Genomic DNA, 17,560 nt, shown 5'->3' with positions numbered 1-17,560 from the left:
CAGTCTGCTGTACACGCGTACAGTCCATGCCGTGACCGTTCCCCCCGAGGACCTCACCGCCCGCGCCCGGATCCGCGACGCGGCGATGGCCGAGTTCAGCGCCCGCGGACCCGCGGGCGCCACGATCCGCGGCATCGCCGAGCGAGCCGGTGTGTCGCCGGCGCTCGTGCAGCACCACTTCGGTACGAAGGACGGCCTGCGCGCGGCGTGCGACGCGTTCGTCCTCGACTACATGCGCGCCGGCGTCGAGGAGGGGATCGCGCGCGACCGCATCGGCGATCCGGCCTTCATCGCCGCCACCCACGCGACGGCGCCACCGGTGCTGCGCTACCTCGCCCGGGCGCTCGTCGACGGCTCTCCCGCCGCGGCCACCGTGTTCGACGAGCTCGTGGCGATCACGGAGCGGTACCTCGACGGCGTCCCCGCGGAGACCGACGCGCACACCCGGGCCGTGGTCCTCACCGCGATGCGGCTGGGCCCGACCGTGCTGCACGAACACGTCACCCGGGGACTCGGCACGGAGCTGTTCAGCGGGCCGGGCAGCACGGCGACGGGCCGGGCGACGCTCGACCTCATCGCACCCCAGCTCGTCCCCGGCGGCGCCGACCGCATCCGGGACGGCCTCGACAAGTACGAACAGGGAGAACGATGACGGCGATCCTCGCCAGCGGGCTGGTCAAGACGTTCGGGTCGACCAGGGCGCTGGACGGGCTGGACCTCGAGATGCACGCGGGCGAGGTGCACGGGTTCCTCGGCCCCAACGGCGCGGGCAAGACCACGACGATCCGCATCCTGCTCGGCCTCGTGCGCGCAACGGCGGGCGAGGTCCGGCTGCTCGACGGCGACCCGTGGGCGGACGCGACGCGGCTGCACCGGCGGCTCGCCTACGTGCCGGGCGACGTCACGCTGTGGCCGACGCTCACCGGCGGCGAGGTGATCGACCTGCTCGGCCGGCTGCGGGGCGGCACCGATGCCCGGCGCCGGGACGAGCTGCTGGAGCGCTTCGAGCTCGACCCGACGCGGCGCTGCCGCACGTACTCGAAGGGCAACCGGCAGAAGGTCGCGCTCGTCGCCGCGTTCGCGTCGAGCACCGAACTGCTCCTGCTCGACGAGCCGACGTCGGGACTCGACCCGCTGATGGAGTCGGTGTTCGGCGCCTGCGTCGCCGAGGAGCACCGGCGGGGGCGGACGGTGCTGCTGTCGAGCCACATCCTGTCGGAGGTCGAGGCGCTGTGCGACCGCGTGAGCATCATCCGGCGCGGCCGGACCGTGCGCTCGGCCCACCTGTCCGAGCTGCGCGGGGAGCGGCGCACGGTGGTGACCGCGGAGCTCGCCGGGCCGCCGCTCGGTCTCGACCGGCTGCCGGGCGTATACGGTCTCGAGATCCACGGCCCGCACGTCACGTGCCGCGTCGACCCCGAGCACCTCGACGGCCTGCTCCGCGCGTTCACGGCCGCCGGCGTGCGCAGCCTCACCAGCCGGCCGCCGTCGCTCGAGGAGCTCTTCCTCTCCCACTACCGGCAGGACGCCCCGGTGGGAGCGGCCCGATGATCACCGGCGCCGGACACCTCGTCCGGCTGATCCTCCGCCGCGACCGGGCGCGGCTCGCCCTCTGGGCGCTGGTCACGGCGGCGCTGCCGGCCGGGGTCGTCGTGGCCACCGAGCGGGGCTACCCCGGCGCGGCCGACCGGATCGCGTTCGCCGAGCACGCCGCCGTCAACCCCGCCGAGCTCGCCACGAGGGGCCCGGTCTTCGCGCCCACGGTCGGTGGGCTCACCGCGTGGACGCTGGTCACGTCCCTGACGCTGATCGGCGGGATCGTCAGCGCGCTGCTCGTCGTGCGGCACACCCGCACCGAGGAGCAGGCCGGGCGGCGCGAGCTGGTCGGCGCCGGCGTGCTCGGGCGGCACGCGCCGCTCGCCGCCGCGCTCGCCGTCGTCGTGGGTGCGAACCTGCTGATCGCGGTGCTCGTCACCGCCACGCTGATCGCGAACGGCCAGCCACCCGCCGGCAGCCTCGCGCTCGGGGCGACGATCGCGGGCGGCGGGTCGTTCTTCGCCGCGGTCGGAGCGGTCGCGGCGCAGGTCGCCGAGGCCTCCCGCACCGCCGTCGCCCTCGCCCTCGCCGTCCTCGGGGCGTTCTTCGCCGTGGCCGCGGCCGGTGACGTCGGACGCTCATGGCTGGTGTGGCTCTCCCCGTTCGGCTGGGCCCGACACGTGCAGGCGTTCGCGGGCGACCGGTGGGCGGTGCTGCTGCTCTTCGCGGTGGCGATCGCGGCCCTCGGCGCGGCGGCGTTCGCCCTGTCGGCGCGCCGCGACGTGGGGGCCGGGCTCGTGCCCGCGCGCCCGGGTCCCGCCACGGCCGGCCCACGCCTGCACAGCCCGCTCGCGCTGGCCTGGCGCCTGCACCGCCCCGCCGTGCTCGGCTGGACCGCCGGGGCCGCCGCTCTCGGCCTGCTGCTCGGCGCCGCGATGGGCTCGGTCGGCACCCAGCTCGACACCCCGGCGTTCCGCGCGCTCACCGGCACCCTCGGCGGCGGCGATCCGGCGGACGTGTTCTTCCGGTTCACGCTCTACGTGCTCGCGCAGGTGGTCACGGCCTCCGGGCTGGTGACGGCACTGCAGGTGCGGCAGCAGGAGACCAGCGGGCTCGCGGACGCCCTGCTCGCGGCCCCGGTGGACCGCACCCGGTGGGCGGCGGGGCACGTACTCATCGCGGCGGCGACCGTCGTCGCCGGCCTCACCGTCCTCGGGCTCGCCGCCGGCATCGGCTACGGCACCCCGCTCGGCCTCGTCGGTACGACGCTGGCCTACGCGCCCGCGTGCCTCGTGTTCGCCGGCGTGGCGATCGCCCTGTTCGGCTGGGCACCCCGAGCGTCCGTGCCGGTCACGTGGATGCTCCTCGGCCTCACGCTGCTGATCGACCTGCTCGGCGAGTTCCGCCTCGTCGATCCGACCGTCATGGGCCTCTCGCCGTTCGTGCGGACGCTCGGCCCGCTCACCGCCGGCGACGGCCTGGGCGCGACGCTGCTGGTGCTCACCGTGCTCGCGGGCGGTCTCGTGATGGCGGGGTTCGCCGGGCTGGCACACCGCGACGTGAGCGAGCGCTGAGCGGGGCGGTCGGACGCGAGCTCGGCGGGCTGGGCGCGTTCCGCTGAACGCGGTGCCGGCCACCGCATGCGGCCGCCGGCCATGATCGGCGAGTGCGGTCGCAGAACCGCGTCGTTGCGGCACCGCGTCGTTGCGGCACCGCGTCGTTGCGGCTGGAGAACCGCAGGCGCTGATCATGCCGGGGGCCGCTCCACGGGCTTGCGGGCCTCCACCAGGTAGCGGTGGTCGTGGAACCGCAGCGGTCCATCGGCCCGGATCGTGGCATCGAGGGCTCGCAGCCGCACGTCGTAGTGGTGGACGTCGAAGCCGGGCACCTGCCAGGACACTGCCTTCAGGTAGTAGACGAGCGCGCCGATGTCGCGGACGACGTGCTCGGGTGTCTCCTCGCGGAGGTCGACGACCTCCAGGCCGGCGGCCTGGAGGGACTCGCTCGTGGCCGCCGGGGTGGACGTCGGGGCGTACCCGGCCGCGGGCGCGCCCAGCGCCCGGTTCAGGTCGGCGCAGTTGTCCCGGCCGACGCCTTGTTCCAGGTAGGTGCCGCCGGGGCGGAGCACGCGGGCGATCTCGGTGGCCGCGGCGGCGCCGTGGCGGTTGGTGACGAGGTCGAACTCGGCGTCGGCGGCGGGCAGCTCGGAACCGTCGGGCACCCGCACCGCGACGCCCAATGGGGCGAGGCGGCCGCGGGCGATCGGAACGTTCGGGGGCCAGCTCTCGGTGGCGGCGCTGTGCGCGGGCAGGGGTGCGAGGCTCGCCAGCAGCTCGCCGCCGCCGGTGCACAGGTCCAGCATGCCGGCCGCGCCGGCGATGAGCTGCCGCGCGCGATCGTCGTACGACCACGTCGTTCCCGCCTGTTCGGACCGGCCGCGCAGCCAGCTGAAGTCCCAGCCCTCGAAGGGCGCAGCGAGTGCTTCGGCCACCAGTTCCTCGTACGACTGCACCGGCGCGACGCTATCGGCCCTGCGGTACAGCCGCGACGACGTTCTCCACGCCCTCGAACACCAGGTACCTTGCGGTGGGCGAGCCCGGTCACCTCGACACACATGCGATCGACCTTCGTCGAGGCCGCTGGCGCTGCCAGCCCGTTCTCCGGCCCGCCGCCTGCGTGTGCGGATGGTCGGGTTGGCACCACTACCGTCCCCCGGGGGCGCTCTGACAGCCGTCCCCGACCGGCGGGCACGCCCGTTCTCGACGAGCCCGTCACCGTCGGGTGCCCACGCAACTATCCTGTGGTCCCGAACCGTTCCTCCAGGCACTCACCATGAACCAGTTTGCTTTCTTTCCGGGTTCCGCGGAACTCGGTGCGGGCCCAAAAATTGTCAGACCCGGGTGCCATCCTGAACGCGAACATCCACTCGCCATTCAGGAGGCTCCCCCGATGTCTACCGCCACCATTCTTGCCCTCCCCACCCCGCTGCACGGTATGAGCACCGACGACCTCGAAACCGAACTCTTGGGCCTGGCCGGGCACATCGCCGCCGCCGAATGCCGCTTCCTCCAACTCCTGGCCGAGTTCGACGACCGCAACGGCTGGGCCGGCGACGGCATCCACTCCTGTGCCCACTGGCTGTCCTGGCGGGCCGGGATGAACATCCGCACCGCCAACGAACGGCTTCGCGTCGCGCACGGCTTACAACACCTGCCGAAGATCTCCGAGGCGTTCGGCGGTGGGCGGATCTCCTACTCCAAGGTTCGGGCCATCACCCGCGTCACGGGTTCCGACACCGCGACCCTCACCCGGATCGCCGCCGACATCGCCGCCGGCGAGCCGCAATGGCGCCACACCACCGTCGCCGACCCCGACACCGCCGAACAAGTCCTGCTGAACGTCGCGTTGTGCGGCACCGCCAGCCACATCGAAACCGTGGTGAAAGCGATCCGCCGCCGCCACACCCCACCCGAAGACACCACCGCCCGCCGGTCCCTGACCTGGCGGTGGGACGAGGACGGCTCCCTCGTCGCCCGGATCCGGTTCACCCCCGAGGACGGTGCCACCTTCATCGCCGCCATCGACGCCCAGGTCCCCGCCCGCACCCCCATCCGCCACCCCGTCGAACCCTCGCCCGAGGAGCTCGACGAGCGGGCCCGGGAGCAGGAACCCGGGCCGGCCGTGGACCGGATGGAAGCCCGCCGCGCCGACGCCCTGCTCACCCTCATCACCGGCCACGCCACCGACGAGGACGGGCCGGTCGTCGAGCGCGGCACCGCGCAGGTCATCGTGCACCTCGACGCCGCCACCGGCGCGGCCCGGATCGCGGGTGGACCGGAGATCCCGTCCTCGACCGCGGAACGGCTGGCCTGCGACGCGCGGGTGCAGGCCCTGCTCGACGACCGCACCCGGAATCGGATGTATCTGGGCCGCGCCCGCCGCCTGGCCACCCCCGCTCAGATCGCGGCGTTGACCGTGCGCGACGGCGACGGGTGCCAGTTCCCCGGCTGCACCCACACCCGCCATCTGCATGCCCACCATGTGCTGAGCTGGCTGTTCGGCGGCCCGACCGACGTCGACAACCTGGTCCTGATCTGCGGGTTCCACCATCGGCTGATCCACGATGTGGGCTACCGCATCCACCACCAGGCTGGACGCTGGGGGTTCCTGCGCCCCGACGGCACCCCGATCCCGACGGTCGCGGCCCCGTTGAACGGGAACGCAGAGAGCTTGATCGAGATGCACACCTGGGCCCGGCTGCGGATCGACCGCACCACTTTGTCCCCGGACTGGTACGGCGAGCGACTCGACCCCGAACCCATCCTGGACGCGCTGCTGCCCAAGCGGGTCAGGACGGCCGCCTGAACACCCGCAGATCCCGGTTCCGCGGAACGCACTAGCCGATCAAGGAGTGCCTGGGCGAGGAACGGGACCACAGGACAGTGGCGTAGGCACCCGGCGGCGACGGGCTCATCGGAAACTGGCGTGCCTCCAAGTCGGGGACGGCCGCGGAACGGGCTGGAACGAGGCATTCGCGGATCGCTATGACGAGTGGTCGGCTCACATGACGGCCGACGTGGGCTTCTACGTCGCACTCGCGCGCGAGGCGGACGGGCCGCTGGTGGAGCTCGCGGTCGGGAACGGGCGGGTGGCGATCCCCGTCGCCCGTGCGACGGGTCGCCGGGTGATCGGCATCGACGCCTCGGCCGCGATGCTCGGACAAGCTCGGACGCGCGCGGCGGCGGCCGGGGTGGACCTTCGCGGCGGGACTCGACGGGGTGCACCAGGACGAGCGGGTGCCGCACACGGTCCGGTACTCCGTGGGCGACAACCGGGTCGACATGGTCCGCGACGACGGTGCCACCAGCTCGCTGTGGTGGGCCACGAAGAACGAATGGCTCGGCCTCATCGACGTCGCCGGCCTGGAGGTCGAGGCGCTCCATGGCGGCTTCGACCGCGAGCCGTACACCCCGGACAGCCCGGAGTACGTGTTCATCGCCCGTCGGTGACGCCGACGTTCTCCACGTCCTCGAACACCAGCGAGGTGCGGGTGGCGATCACCTCGGGGATGGCCTGCAGCTCGTTCAGGACGACCTCGCGGAGCGCCGCGTTGTCGGCGGCCCGCACCAGCAGGATCACGTCGAACTCGCCGCCGACGAGCGCCATGTGGCGCACCTCGGGGATGGCCTGGAGGCGCGCTTTCAGCTCGCGCCACGAGTTCTGCCGCACGGTGAGCGTGATGTAGGCGGACGTGCCGAGGCCGATCGCGGCCGGGTCGACCGTGGCCGTGAACCCGGTGATCGCGCCGGACGAGGTCAGCCGTTCGAGGCGCGTGTAGGCGTTGGCGCGGGAGATGCGGACCCCTTCGGCGAGCGCGCGCACCGACAGCCTCCCGTCGCGGCGGAGCGCGTCGACGATGCGGCGGTCGATGTCGTCGAGCTGCACTGCCACCTGTCTCGCCACCACCCGCGGGAAGGGCCGATCCCGGGCGATCGGCTCCTGACATCGGAGCATATCGGCAGTTCGTCTCGATCTTCACCTTCCAGCTGGTGATCTGTAGCTACCCGGCCGGACACTTTGGTCCGAATGTCTTCCTAGGAGGTGGCCGACGTGATGCGGCTGATCGACGAGACGGGCACGGTCGTCGGGGATGGGTTGCCGGCTCCCCAGGTGCTGCTCGACGGGTACCGGGCCCTCGTGCTCGCCCGCCGCCTCAACGATCAGGCGGGGGCGCTCGTCCGGCAGGGCCGCCTCGCCGTGTACCCGTCCTCGCACGGGCAGGAGGCCTGCCAGGTGGCGGCCGCCACGGTGCTTGCGGAGACCGACTGGCTCTTCCCCACCTACCGCGACGTCGCCGCGATCGCGGCGCGTGGTGTGGACCCGGTCGACGTGCTCGTGCTGCTGCGCGGCGACTGGCACTGCGGCTACGACCCGATCGCCACGCGGGTCGCCCCGCAGGCCACCCCGCTCGCCACCCAGCTGCCGCACGCCGTGGGTGTGGGGCACGCGGCCCGCCTGAAGGGCGAGGACACGGTGGTCATGGCGCTCTGCGGGGACGGCGCCACGAGCGAGGGCGACTTCCACGAGGCCCTCAACTTCGCGGCGGTGTTCGCGTCGCCGGTGGTGTTCCTGGTGCAGAACAACAAGTACGCGATCTCCGTACCGCTCGCCCGGCAGTCGGCGGCGGAGTCGCTCGCGGCGAAGGGCGCCGGCTACGGCGTGCCGGGCGTCCGGGTGGACGGCAACGACCTCGCGGCGCTCACCGTGGTGCTCTCCGAGGCCGTCGCCCGCGCCCGCCGAGGCGACGGGCCCACGCTGGTCGAGGCCGACACCTACCGGATCCAGGCGCACACCAACGCCGACGACCCCAGCCGCTACCGCGACGACGACGAGGTCGAGCAGTGGCGCCCGCGCGACCCGCTGCTTCGCCTCCGCGCGCACCTCACCGCCACCGGGGCGCTCACGCCCGAGCGGGAGGCCGAGTTCGCGGAGGCCGCCGAGGAGATGGCCGCCCACGTCCGCGCGGGGATGAGCCGGGAGGGCTCCCTCGACCCGGCGGAGCTGTTCGCCCACGTGTACTCGACGCCGACACCGCAGTTGCGCGAGCAGGCGGCGCAGCTCGCGGCCGAGCTGAGCGGAGCGAGGCCGTGAGCGAGAAGCCGACCATGATCCAGGCGCTCAACCGGGCGCTGCGCGACGCGCTCGCCGCCGACCCGACGGTGGTGGTCTTCGGCGAGGACGTCGGCCCGCTCGGCGGTGTCTTCCGGGTCACCGACGGGCTCAGCGCCGAGTTCGGCGAGAAGCGCTGCTTCGACACTCCGCTCGCGGAGTCGGGCATCGTCGGCATGGCGGTCGGGATGGCGATGAACGGGATGCGGCCGGTCGTCGAGATGCAGTTCGACGCGTTCGCCTTCCCGGCCTTCGAGCAGGTCGTCAGCCACGTCGCCAAGCTGGCCAACCGGACGCGGGGGCGCGTGCGGCTGCCGATGGTCATCCGGGTGCCGTACGGCGGTGGGATCGGCGGGGTCGAGCACCACAGCGACAGCTCCGAGGCCTACTACGCGCACACCCCTGGCCTGCTCGTGGTCACGCCCGCGACGAACGCCGACGCGTACGGGCTGCTGCGGGCCGCGATCGAGCACCCGGACCCGGTGGTGTTCCTGGAGCCGAAGCGCCAGTACTTCACCAGGGAGGAGCCCGATCACGAGGCGGTACCCCCGATCGGCAGGGCGGTGGTGCGCCGGGAGGGCCGCGACGCCACGCTGATCGCGTACGGCCCGTCGGTCCCGGTCGCGCTGGCCGCCGCCGAGCACGCCGCCGCCGAGGGCCGCGACCTGGGCGTGGTCGACGTCCGCTCGATCGTCCCCTTCGACGACGAGACGGTCACCGCGGCGGTGCGGCACACCGGGCGTGCGGTCGTGGTGGCGGAGGCGCCGGGCTTCGCGTCGGTGGCCTCCGAGATCGCGGCGCGGGTGTCGGAGCGCTGCTTCCACCACCTGGAGGCCCCGGTCCGCCGGGTCACCGGGTTCGACGTGCCCTATCCCCCACCGCGGCTCGAGCAGCACCACCTGCCCGGGGTGGACCGGATCCTCGACGCGGTGGACGACCTGCAGTGGGAGGGGGCATGAACGACACCGTCTTCGCCCTCCCCGATCTCGGTGAGGGGCTCACCGAGGCCGAGCTCGTCCAGTGGCTGGTACGGCCGGGTGACGCGGTTGCCGTCGACGCACCGGTGGCCGAGGTCGAGACCGCCAAGGCGACGGTCGAGGTGCCGTCGCCGTTCGCCGGGATCGTCGCCGAACTGCACGGGGCGGTGGGCTCGACGATCGCGGTGGGGGCGCCGCTGATCACCGTGACACCGCTCGAGGAGGAGCGCTCCGGGTCAGGCAACGTGCTCGTCGGGTACGGCACCGGCGAGCCACCCGGCCGACGGCGGCACCGGCCACCGGCCGCCGAGCGCCCCAAGATCGTTTCCCCGGTCGTGCGGCAGCTGGCACGCCGGGCCGGGCTCGACCTGGAGACGCTGGCCGGCACCGGGCGCGACGGCCTGGTCACCCGGTCCGACGTCGAGCGGGCGATCGCGGCCGGGAGCGCACCCGAGGACCTCGACCGCCGGACCGGTCTCCCGGTCCGCACGCGCGAGCCGCTCACCGGGGTGCGCGGCCACGTCGCCCGCAACCTCGCGCGCAGCCGCGCGGAGATCCCGGAGGCCACCACCTGGGTCGACGTCGACGCCACCGCCCTGCTCGCGCTCCGCGAGGACATGCGCCGCGACGACTGGAGACCCGGGCTCCTCGCCCTGCTCGCCCGGTTCGTCGTGGCCGGGTTGCGCGAGTTCCCGGCGCTGAACTCACGGGTGGACGTCGAGCGGGAGGAGGTGGTCCACCTCGACGGGGTCAACCTCGGGGTGGCGGCGCAGACCGAGCGCGGCCTCATCGTCCCGGCCGTCCGCGGCGCCGACCGCCTGAGCATCCGGCTGCTCGACGCCGAGATCCGCCGGCTCGCCGCGGCGGCGCGGGAGGGCACGGCGACCGCGGCCGAGCTCTCCTGCGGGTCGTTCACCCTGAACAACTACGGCGTGTTCGGGGTGGACGGCAGCGCGGCGATCATCAACCACCCGGAGGCCGCGATCCTCGGGATCGGGCGGGTCCACCCGCGGCCGTGGGTCGTCGACGGGGAGGTCGTGCCGCGCCAGGTCACGCAGCTGTCGCTGGTGTTCGACCACCGCGTCTGCGACGGCGGGGTCGCGGGCGGCTTCCTGCGGTACGTCGCGGACGCCGTGGAGGCCCCGCTGCGCGCCCTCGCCGACCTCTGACCACCTCGATCCGGACCGGAATCGCAGATTTCCGGACGGGCTCTGGCCGAGACGGGCCGGTGCGGACACCGTGTACCCATGACGTCAGCCGCGATCTCCGGTTCGGCGCGCCGCCGCTGGCCGGCACTCGCCGGAATCGCCTTCGCCGTGCTGGTCTCCCTCGGTGCGGCGAGCGGGGTCGACCAGGCACCCGTGCTCGCCGCGGCCGCGACCCTCTACATCGGCTCCGCCGCGTTGCAGAAGCCGGGCGCGGCCTGGCCGCTGTTCTTCGGGTCCGTCGTCGTCATCACCGCGGCGAGGCTCCTCGGGTTCGACGCGACCCTGGCCGTCCTGGGCTGCGGGGTGGCGCTCGGGCTCTACGGGCTGCTGCGCGGCGTCGTCCGCCCCGGTCACGGGCTGCCCCTGCAGACCGTGGCGCTGCTCGGCTTCGGCGCGTTCGCCGCGGTCGCCCTCCTCGTGAACCCCGGTCCGGGCGCGTACCTGGTGGCGGCGGGCCTGCTCGGCCACGCGGCCTGGGACCTGCACCACTACCGCACGCACCGGGTGGTGTCCCGGTCCCTGGCCGAGTTCTGCCTCGCGCTCGACGCACTGCTCGCCGTGCTGATCGTGGTGATGACGCTGGTCAGCCCTGCATGAGCCGCAACGAGACGTAGTAGCTGATCCCCGAGAGCCTCGTGTGCTTGACGGGCACCCGCTTGTACTCGACGAATCCGAGCTTCCGGTACAGGTTCAGCGCGGGTGCGTTGATGTCCGAGACGGCCTCCAGCACGTACTCCCGGTGCTGCGGCATGGCGAGCAGATGGGTGAGGAGCGCCGTGGCCACCCCCTTGCCCTGGAACCGGGACGCGGTGCCCACGAACTCGATCGACGCCGCGCCTTCCGCGAGACCGGGCACGCCCCCGGAGAACTCCCGCGGGAGTGCGACGGCACCGATCGTCCCCTTGACCAGCCCCAGGTGCCGGCGCAGGTGCTTGCCCACCGGCACCGCGCTCGGCCGCCGGCCGTCGGTGAGGGCGGCGATCCCGGCCGGCTCGCCGTCGAGCAGGGCGACGTGGAAGACGTCGAGCACCAGCATGTGCTCGAACGCGTCGGCCAGGGTGCGGGGGTCGTCGGAGAAGTAGGCGAAGTCGGGGCCGAAGGCGTCGACGAACACCTCCGTGACCGCCCGCCGGTCGCTCTCCCGGGCAGGAATGATCTCGATCAATCGGTGCTCCTCGTCAGGAATCCGGTGAGGGTCGTGGGGTGGGGCGCGACGAACCGGTGGCCGAGGACGGCCTTCATCGTCGCCAGCCCGCTCACCGCGGCGAACCAGCACGTCGCGAGCTCCGTGGCGGCGCCCGGCCGGAACTCGCCGGCCCGCTGCCCGCGCCGGATCAGCGCGACGGTGGCGTCCGCCAGCGCCAGGTGCTGCTCGAGCAGCGCGTCGATCTGCACCGACCCGAGCCGCGACACGAGCGCCTGGTTCATGATCATGACGAACTCGGCGGACCCGCGCACCCGAGCGATGTCGTCGACGAACTCCCGCGCGAACGCCCCGAGGATCTCGGCCGGGGACCCCTCGCCCCCGAACAGCTCGGCGACCCTGCGCAGGCCGGCGGTGGCCTGTCCCGCCAGCGCGGCGAACAGGTCGTCCTTCGTGGCGTAGTGGCGGTAGATCAGCCCGGTGCTGATGCCGGCCTCGCGGGCGATGTCCCGCATGCTCGTGGCGGCGAAGCCGTGTCGCGCGAAGAGCGTGATCGCCGCGGCCTGCACCTTGTCCAGCGTCGCGACGCGCATGGCCTCGTACTGCGCGCTGCTCCTCGGCACGACACCCCACTTTGAATGAACAGATGTTCATCATAACACCGCGCCCGGTCCTGATGGATCATCTGGGAATGCGTCTGATCTCCCTCGGCGACCGCACGCCCGACGTCGCCGCGTCGGCATGGGTCGCGGACACCGCAACCGTCGTCGGCGACGTCACCATCGGCCCCGGCACCGGCATCTTCTACAGCGCGGTGCTGCGCGCGGACATGGAGGCGGTGATCATCGGCACCGACTGCAACGTCCAGGACGGCGCCGTCCTGCACGCCGACCCGGGCTTCCCGGCCCGGATCGGCGACGAGGTGAGCATCGGTCACGGGGCGGTGCTGCACGGCTGCACCGTCGAGGCCGGGTGCCTGATCGGCATGAACGCCACGGTCCTGAACGGCGCGGTGATCGGCGCCGGCTCCCTGGTGGCGGCGAACGCGCTGGTGCCGGAGGGCACGGTGGTCCCGCCGCGTTCGCTCGTGGCGGGGGTGCCCGCCAAGGTGCGCCGCGAGCTCGGCGACGCGGAGGTCGAGCGGTGCCGCGCGAACGCCGCCGTCTACCGGCAGCTCGCCGAGACGCACCGGGCCGCCATGTGACCGCTCCACTCACAGCCGCGTCCTCAGCCTCCGCTCAGCCGGCCTGGGAAAGATCGGGTCGTGACGCACGATCGGCCGCACCGCCGGCTGGGATCCCGCTGGTTGGCGCTGCCGTTCGTGGCCGCCGTGGCCCTGCTGGCGCTGCCGGACCTGGTCGGGCTCGACCGGTACACGCCGTTCGCGCAGCTCGTCGCGCTCCGCCCGTACCTGCTCGTCGGGCTGGCGGTCCTCGTGGTGGTCCTGCTGGTGCTCGCGCGCTGGGTGCGCGGGTCCGTGCTCGCGGCCGCGGGCGTCGCCGTCGTGCTGCTGGTGGCCGGCGCCATGGTGGCCCCGCGCACGGCCGCCACACCGGTCCCGGCGGGCGGCCGGACGCTCACGGTGGCCGCGTTCAACACCTACAGCGGGCATGCGGACGTGGCCGGGGTCGCCGCGCTGATCCGCGACGAGCGGCCGGACCTGGTGTCCCTCGTCGAGGCCGGCGTGAAGTTCCGATCGAAGCTGGCCCCGCTGGTAGAGCCGCTGGGTTACCACCTCGTCACCGCGGTCGGCGAACCCGATGGCGACCTCGGCGGTGTCACGGCGGTGGTCGCCGACGGCCTCGGCGACGTGCGCAGCAGCACCTACACCGCGACGCCGTTCCCGCGCGTCGAGCTGACGGGCGGTGGCCTCGGCGAGCTGCGTTTCGTCGCGTTCCACACCCTCGCCCCGCGGCGCGGTGACGTGCCGCAGTGGCATTCGGACGTGAGCCTGGTGTCTCAGTGGTGCGCCGGTCCCCAGCCGGCCGTCATCGCCGGGGACTTCAACGCGACGCTCGACCATTCGGTGTTCCGCTCGGCGAGCGCCGGGTGCGGGGACGCGGCGGCGCAGCGCGGCGAGGGCCTGATCCCGACGTGGCCCACGTGGCTGCCGGGCTGGCTGGGCCCGCAGATCGACCACGTGCTCGCCACCGACCCGATCGTGGCCGAGTCGTTCGAGGTGCGGGAGATCGCCGGCAGCGACCACCGGGCGGTGCTCGCGCGCCTCCGGATCCCCGACGGCGTCATGGGCGGAACCGGTAGCCCATCCCCGCCTCAGTGATGAGGTGCTCGGGGTGCGCCGGGTCCCGTTCCAGCTTGCGCCGCAGCTGCGCCAGGTAGACGCGCAGGTAGCTGGTCTCCTTCCGCTCCACCGGCCCCCAGATCTCCCGCATCAGCTGCTTGCGGCCGACGAGCCGGCCCCGGTTGCGGACGAGCAGGTCGAGGATGCCCCACTCGGTGGGCGTGAGGTGCACCTCCGCCCCCGACCGGCACACGATCCTCGCGGCCAGGTCGATCGTGAGCTCACCGGCTTCGATCGCGCCGTTCTCCGGGGTGGTGGCGGCGCGGCGGACGGCGGCGCGCAGCCGGGCCATGAGCTCGTCGACGCCGAACGGCTTGGTGACGTAGTCGTCGGCGCCGCGGTCGAGCGCCCGCACCTTGTCGCCGGAGTCGGCGCGGGCGGACAGCACGATGATCGGCACGGTGGTGAAGGCGCGCAGCGCCGTGATCACCTCGGTGCCGTCGAGGTCGGGCAGGCCGAGGTCGAGCACGACGACGTCGGTCTCCTGCTCCTCGGCGACCCGCACCGCGGCCTTACCGGTGACGGCCGTGTGCACCTCGTAGCCGCGGGCGGCGAGGTGGATCCGCAGGGCGCGCAGGAGCTGGGTGTCGTCGTCGACGACCAGGACCGCCGTCACGGCCGCACCGCCGGAAGGCCGATCACGACGGTGAGCCCGCCACCGGGGGTGTCCTCGGCCGTGAGCGTGCCGCCCATCGCCTCGGTGAACCCGCGCGCGACGGAGAGTCCGAGGCCGAGGCCGTTGTGGTCGCGGTCGCCGAGCCGCTGGAACGGGGCGAAGAGCTTCTCGGCGTCGGCGACGGAGATCCCCGGCCCGGAGTCGACGACCCGCAGCTCGACGACGTCGGCGTGGGTGCTGGCCCGCAGGGCGACGGGTGCGCCCCGCCCGTGGCGCAGCGCGTTGTCGACGACGTTCGCGACGACCCGCTCGAGCAGCCCGGGGTCGGCGAGGACCTCGGGCAGGTGTTCGTCGATCTCCAGCTCGACGCGCCGGGCCCCGTCGAGCCCCTGCAGCGCGAGCACCGCGACCTCGTCGTAGCCGACGGGCCGCAGGTCGGGGGTCACGGCACCGGTGGCGAGGCGCGAGGAGTCGAGCAGGTTGTTCACCAGGCCGGTGAGGCGGTCCGCGGACTCCTCGATGGTGGCGGCCAGCTCGCCGCGGTCCTCGCGCGAGAGCCGGATGTCGCCGGCGCGCAGGGTCCCGGCTGCCGCCTTGATCGAGGTCAGCGGCGTGCGCAGGTCGTGCCCGACGGCCGAGAGCAACGCGCTGCGCAGCTCGACAGCGTCCGCCCGCCGGCGCGCCTCGGCGGCCTGGTCGGCGATCTGCCGGTTGCGCAGGGCGATCAGCGCCTGGCCGGCCACCGCCTCGAGCAACCGCCGGTCGGCAGCCGGCAACGTGCGGCCCTGCCCGACGAGGTGCACGTCGGGCTCGACCGCGACGTCGACGTCGGCCTGCTCGGGCTTCCCGCAGTCGGGCGGCCCCGAGCAGGCGGAGATCACCCACTGCTCGTCCCGGCGTTCCAGGATCGCCACGGTGGTCAGGGCGAACGCCTCGCGCACCCGGTCGAGCAGCCGCGGGAGCGGCTCGGGCCGCGTCAGCACGGTCCGCGAGAACGATGCCAGCAAGGCCGCCTCGGCGCCCGCCGTCGCGGCCTGCTGGGCGCGCCGGGCCGCCCGGTCGACGACGAGGGCCACGAGCACGGCGGCGAGCACCATCGCGACGAGCGTGATCACGTTCTCCCGCTCGGCGATCGTGAACGTGTGGAGCGGCGGCGTGAGGAACCAGTTCAGCAGCAGGGCGCCCGCCACGGCCGCGAGCAGCGCCGGACCGAGGCCGCCGACGAGCGCGACCAGGACCGTGGCCAGGAAGAACAGCACGACGTCGGTGGACAGCCCGATGAGCTCGCGACCGAGCACCCCGGCCGCCGTCGCGACCAGTGGGAGGGCGACGCCGAGCGCCCAGCCGACGGCCCGGCGCGTGGCGGGCACGGCGCTCAAGCGGTGGGGCAGCCGCAGGCCGCCGCCCGCCTCGGCGTGGGTGACCATGTGGACGTCGATCGGTCCCGAGTGCTGCACCACGCGGGAACCGATGCCCTCGTCGACGGCACGGGCGACCCGGGAACGCCGCGAGGTGCCGATCACCAGCTGGGTGGCGTCCACCCCGCGGGCGAAGTCGAGCAGGGCGGCGGGCACGTCCTCCCCGACGACGGTGTGGAACGAGGCGCCCACGTCCTCGGCGAGCCGCCGCAGCCTGGCCAGCGCCGCGGCCGAGGCCCCGGCGAGCCCGTCGCCGCGCAGCACGTGCAGGGCGAACAGCTCCGCGGAGCCGGAGCGCTTCGCGATGCGGGCGGCGCGGCGCAGCACCGTCTCGCTCTCGCGGCCACCGGTCAGGGCCACCACAACCCGCTCGCGGGTCTCCCAGATGTCGGTCGTGCGCTGGTCGGCGCGGTGGCGCTGCAACGCCACCTCGACCTGGTCGGCCACCCACAGCAGCGCCAGCTCCCGCAGCGCGGTGAGGTTGCGCGGCTGGAAGTAGTTCGCCATCGCGGCGTCGACCTTCTCCGACGCGTAGACGTTGCCGTGGGCGAGGCGGCGCCGCAGCGCCTCCGGGGTGATGTCGACGAGCTCGACCTGCTCGGCCTTGCGCACGACCTCGTCGGGCACCGTCTCCTGCTGCCGGCTACCGGTGATCCTCTCGATCACGTCGTTCAGCGACTCGAGGTGCTGGACGTTCAGCGTGGTCAGCACGGTGATCCCGGCGTCGAGCAGCTCCTCGACGTCCTGCCAGCGCTTGGGGTTGCGCGAGCCGGGGGCGTTCGTGTGGGCGAGCTCGTCGATCAGCACGACCCGCGGCCTGCGGGCGAGGACCGCGTCGACGTCGAGCTCGGTGAGGGTCACGCCCCGGTGGGCGATCTCCCGCCGGGGGACGACCTCCAGCCCGTCGAGCAGGACCGCGGTCCTCTCGCGGCCGTGGGTCTCGACGAGACCCACGGCCAGGTCGGTGCCGCGGCCCGCCCGGCGCCGGGCCTCGCCGAGCATGGCGTAGGTCTTGCCCACGCCGGGCGCCGCGCCGAGGTAGATCCTCAGCTCGCCACGCTTGCCCATGCCGCAATCTTCCGCTCTAACCCGCGACGGCGAGGTTCAGCTTCGTGACGTTCACGCCGTCGGCACCGAAGATCCCCAGCACGGCGTGCTGGGTGCTCGCCGCGACGAGTCCCTGCACCCGTTCCTCGGACAGGCCCGTCACGCGGGCCACCCGGGGCACCTGCAGCTGCGCGTACTCCGGCGAGATGTGCGGGTCGACCCCGGAGCCCGACGCGGTGACGGCGTCGGGTGGGACCTGGTCGGGAGACACCCCTTCGCGGGCGGCGATCGCGGCGCGGCGCTGCTGGACGGCCGAGAGGAGGTCCTCGTCGAACCCGCCCTTGTTCGACCCGCCCGAGGTGGACGGGTCGGCCGGGCCGAGCACGTCCTCCGCGGACGCCGAGGGCCGGGTGTGGAAGAACGGGTCGTGCGCCGGGTCGGGCGGAACGGGGTCGATCCCGATCAGCGAGGACCCGACGGGCGTGCCGTCGGTGTCGTGGACGATCGAGCCCTCCGCCCGGGAGGCCAGGCCGGGCACGTGCGCCACGCCCCACACGGCCAGCGGGTAGGCCAGCCCGAGCACGACGGTCATCAGGAGGAGCATGCGCAGGGCGGCCCCCGCCTGGCGGGTGAACAGGGTCAT

Annotated in this window: 18 protein-coding genes and 1 pseudogene; 12 read left to right on the top strand and 7 right to left on the bottom strand. The window is 73.7% G+C overall.

Going from position 1 to position 17,560, the window contains the following annotated elements; genetic code table 11:
- Window positions 1-31: 31 nt before the first annotated feature.
- Genes ACU436_RS34080 through ACU436_RS34070 form a run of 3 tightly spaced genes read left to right on the top strand, consistent with a single transcriptional unit; the run spans window position 32 to window position 3,110 of the window.
- A complete protein-coding gene (locus ACU436_RS34080; protein WP_459031175.1) occupies window positions 32-652 on the top strand; it encodes a TetR/AcrR family transcriptional regulator in 621 nt (206 codons plus the stop codon).
- Window positions 649-1,551, top strand: coding sequence for an ABC transporter ATP-binding protein (locus tag ACU436_RS34075; protein WP_459031174.1), 903 nt, complete (start codon window positions 649-651; stop codon window positions 1,549-1,551). Before ACU436_RS34080 ends, ACU436_RS34075 begins: the two co-directional genes overlap by 4 nt.
- Window positions 1,548-3,110, top strand: coding sequence for an ABC transporter permease (locus ACU436_RS34070; RefSeq protein ID WP_459031173.1), 1,563 nt, complete (start codon window positions 1,548-1,550; stop codon window positions 3,108-3,110). Before ACU436_RS34075 ends, ACU436_RS34070 begins: the two co-directional genes overlap by 4 nt.
- A gap of 173 nt (window positions 3,111-3,283) precedes the next feature.
- Here the strand turns inward: ACU436_RS34070 and ACU436_RS34065 are convergent, their stop codons facing one another.
- The gene (locus tag ACU436_RS34065; RefSeq protein ID WP_459031172.1) at window positions 3,284-4,048 is read right to left on the bottom strand and encodes a class I SAM-dependent methyltransferase; all 765 of its coding nucleotides are present in this window, start codon (window positions 4,046-4,048) and stop codon (window positions 3,284-3,286) included.
- Between the two features lie 320 nt (window positions 4,049-4,368).
- Here ACU436_RS34065 and ACU436_RS34060 point away from each other — a divergent pair, with 320 nt between their 5' ends.
- The 3 genes and pseudogenes from ACU436_RS34060 (at window position 4,369) to ACU436_RS34050 (ending at window position 6,545) form a co-directional block, all read left to right on the top strand.
- Window positions 4,369-5,901, top strand: a complete 1,533-nt coding sequence (locus ACU436_RS34060) for an HNH endonuclease signature motif containing protein (protein ID WP_459031171.1) — start codon at window positions 4,369-4,371, stop codon at window positions 5,899-5,901.
- Between the two features lie 199 nt (window positions 5,902-6,100).
- Window positions 6,101-6,283, top strand: a pseudogene (locus ACU436_RS34055) (class I SAM-dependent methyltransferase); the annotation flags it as partial.
- A gap of 49 nt (window positions 6,284-6,332) precedes the next feature.
- A complete protein-coding gene (locus ACU436_RS34050) occupies window positions 6,333-6,545 on the top strand; it encodes a hypothetical protein (RefSeq protein ID WP_459031170.1) in 213 nt (70 codons plus the stop codon).
- Here the strand turns inward: ACU436_RS34050 and ACU436_RS34045 are convergent.
- Entirely contained in the window at window positions 6,529-6,987 is a 459-nt protein-coding gene (locus ACU436_RS34045) for an Lrp/AsnC family transcriptional regulator (protein ID WP_459031169.1), read from the bottom strand. The genes ACU436_RS34050 and ACU436_RS34045 overlap by 17 nt on opposite strands.
- A 162-nt stretch (window positions 6,988-7,149) precedes the next feature.
- Between ACU436_RS34045 and pdhA the strand changes: the two genes are divergently transcribed.
- The 4 genes from pdhA (at window position 7,150) to ACU436_RS34025 (ending at window position 10,987) form a co-directional block, all read left to right on the top strand.
- Window positions 7,150-8,187 (top strand): pyruvate dehydrogenase (acetyl-transferring) E1 component subunit alpha, encoded by a 1,038-nt coding sequence (pdhA, locus tag ACU436_RS34040; RefSeq protein ID WP_459031372.1) that lies wholly within the window; start codon window positions 7,150-7,152, stop codon window positions 8,185-8,187.
- A gap of 14 nt (window positions 8,188-8,201) precedes the next feature.
- On the top strand, window positions 8,202-9,164 hold the full coding sequence (locus ACU436_RS34035; protein WP_459031371.1) for an alpha-ketoacid dehydrogenase subunit beta: 963 nt from the start codon (window positions 8,202-8,204) through the stop codon (window positions 9,162-9,164).
- The gene (locus ACU436_RS34030) at window positions 9,161-10,351 is read left to right on the top strand and encodes a dihydrolipoamide acetyltransferase family protein (RefSeq protein WP_459031168.1); all 1,191 of its coding nucleotides are present in this window, start codon (window positions 9,161-9,163) and stop codon (window positions 10,349-10,351) included. The genes ACU436_RS34035 and ACU436_RS34030 overlap by 4 nt, the downstream gene beginning before the upstream one ends.
- 78 nt (window positions 10,352-10,429) lie before the next feature.
- A complete protein-coding gene (locus tag ACU436_RS34025) occupies window positions 10,430-10,987 on the top strand; it encodes a hypothetical protein (RefSeq protein WP_459031167.1) in 558 nt (185 codons plus the stop codon).
- Here the strand turns inward: ACU436_RS34025 and ACU436_RS34020 are convergent.
- Together ACU436_RS34020 and ACU436_RS34015 are read right to left on the bottom strand one after the other, a co-directional pair.
- Window positions 10,974-11,555 (bottom strand): GNAT family N-acetyltransferase, encoded by a 582-nt coding sequence (locus ACU436_RS34020; protein ID WP_459031166.1) that lies wholly within the window; start codon window positions 11,553-11,555, stop codon window positions 10,974-10,976. The two genes, ACU436_RS34025 and ACU436_RS34020, sit on opposite strands and share 14 nt — an antisense overlap.
- Window positions 11,552-12,157: a TetR/AcrR family transcriptional regulator gene (locus tag ACU436_RS34015; RefSeq protein WP_459031165.1), complete on the bottom strand. Its 606-nt coding sequence runs from the start codon at window positions 12,155-12,157 to the stop codon at window positions 11,552-11,554. The genes ACU436_RS34020 and ACU436_RS34015 overlap by 4 nt, the downstream gene beginning before the upstream one ends.
- Before the next feature lie 68 nt (window positions 12,158-12,225).
- Here ACU436_RS34015 and ACU436_RS34010 point away from each other — a divergent pair, with 68 nt between their 5' ends.
- Both ACU436_RS34010 and ACU436_RS34005 read left to right on the top strand, forming a co-directional pair.
- Window positions 12,226-12,738 (top strand): gamma carbonic anhydrase family protein, encoded by a 513-nt coding sequence (locus ACU436_RS34010; RefSeq protein WP_459031164.1) that lies wholly within the window; start codon window positions 12,226-12,228, stop codon window positions 12,736-12,738.
- Window positions 12,739-12,798: 60 nt separating this feature from the next.
- Entirely contained in the window at window positions 12,799-13,815 is a 1,017-nt protein-coding gene (locus tag ACU436_RS34005; RefSeq protein WP_459031163.1) for an endonuclease/exonuclease/phosphatase family protein, read from the top strand.
- Here ACU436_RS34005 and ACU436_RS34000 read toward each other — a convergent pair.
- The 3 genes from ACU436_RS34000 to ACU436_RS33990 are packed head-to-tail and all read right to left on the bottom strand — an operon-like array spanning window position 13,778 to window position 17,560.
- The gene (locus ACU436_RS34000; RefSeq protein ID WP_459031162.1) at window positions 13,778-14,452 is read right to left on the bottom strand and encodes a response regulator; all 675 of its coding nucleotides are present in this window, start codon (window positions 14,450-14,452) and stop codon (window positions 13,778-13,780) included. The genes ACU436_RS34005 and ACU436_RS34000 overlap by 38 nt on opposite strands.
- On the bottom strand, window positions 14,449-16,938 hold the full coding sequence (locus tag ACU436_RS33995; RefSeq protein ID WP_459031161.1) for a sensor histidine kinase: 2,490 nt from the start codon (window positions 16,936-16,938) through the stop codon (window positions 14,449-14,451). Before ACU436_RS33995 ends, ACU436_RS34000 begins: the two co-directional genes overlap by 4 nt.
- A 16-nt stretch (window positions 16,939-16,954) precedes the next feature.
- Window positions 16,955-17,560, bottom strand: coding sequence for a potassium-transporting ATPase subunit C (locus ACU436_RS33990; RefSeq protein WP_459031160.1), 606 nt, complete (start codon window positions 17,558-17,560; stop codon window positions 16,955-16,957).

Source organism: Pseudonocardia wallangbongensis, from assembly GCF_054486945.1.
This window is presented reverse-complemented; position numbering and strand designations above follow the sequence as displayed.

Excerpts from the sequence above, each read along its gene's own strand:
- ACU436_RS34075 (WP_459031174.1), top strand. The coding sequence starts at position 649 with ATGACGGCGATCCTCGCCAGCGGGCTGGTCAAGACGTTCGGGTCGACC.
- ACU436_RS34070 (WP_459031173.1), top strand. The coding sequence starts at position 1,548 with ATGATCACCGGCGCCGGACACCTCGTCCGGCTGATCCTCCGCCGCGAC.
- ACU436_RS34060 (WP_459031171.1), top strand. The coding sequence starts at position 4,369 with ATGAACCAGTTTGCTTTCTTTCCGGGTTCCGCGGAACTCGGTGCGGGC.
- pdhA (WP_459031372.1), top strand. The coding sequence starts at position 7,150 with ATGCGGCTGATCGACGAGACGGGCACGGTCGTCGGGGATGGGTTGCCG.
- ACU436_RS34035 (WP_459031371.1), top strand. The coding sequence starts at position 8,202 with ATGATCCAGGCGCTCAACCGGGCGCTGCGCGACGCGCTCGCCGCCGAC.
- ACU436_RS34030 (WP_459031168.1), top strand. The coding sequence starts at position 9,161 with ATGAACGACACCGTCTTCGCCCTCCCCGATCTCGGTGAGGGGCTCACC.
- ACU436_RS34025 (WP_459031167.1), top strand. The coding sequence starts at position 10,430 with ATGACGTCAGCCGCGATCTCCGGTTCGGCGCGCCGCCGCTGGCCGGCA.
- ACU436_RS34010 (WP_459031164.1), top strand. The coding sequence starts at position 12,226 with ATGCGTCTGATCTCCCTCGGCGACCGCACGCCCGACGTCGCCGCGTCG.
- ACU436_RS33995 (WP_459031161.1), bottom strand. The coding sequence starts at position 16,938 with ATGGGCAAGCGTGGCGAGCTGAGGATCTACCTCGGCGCGGCGCCCGGC.
- ACU436_RS33990 (WP_459031160.1), bottom strand. The coding sequence starts at position 17,560 with ATGACCCTGTTCACCCGCCAGGCGGGGGCCGCCCTGCGCATGCTCCTC.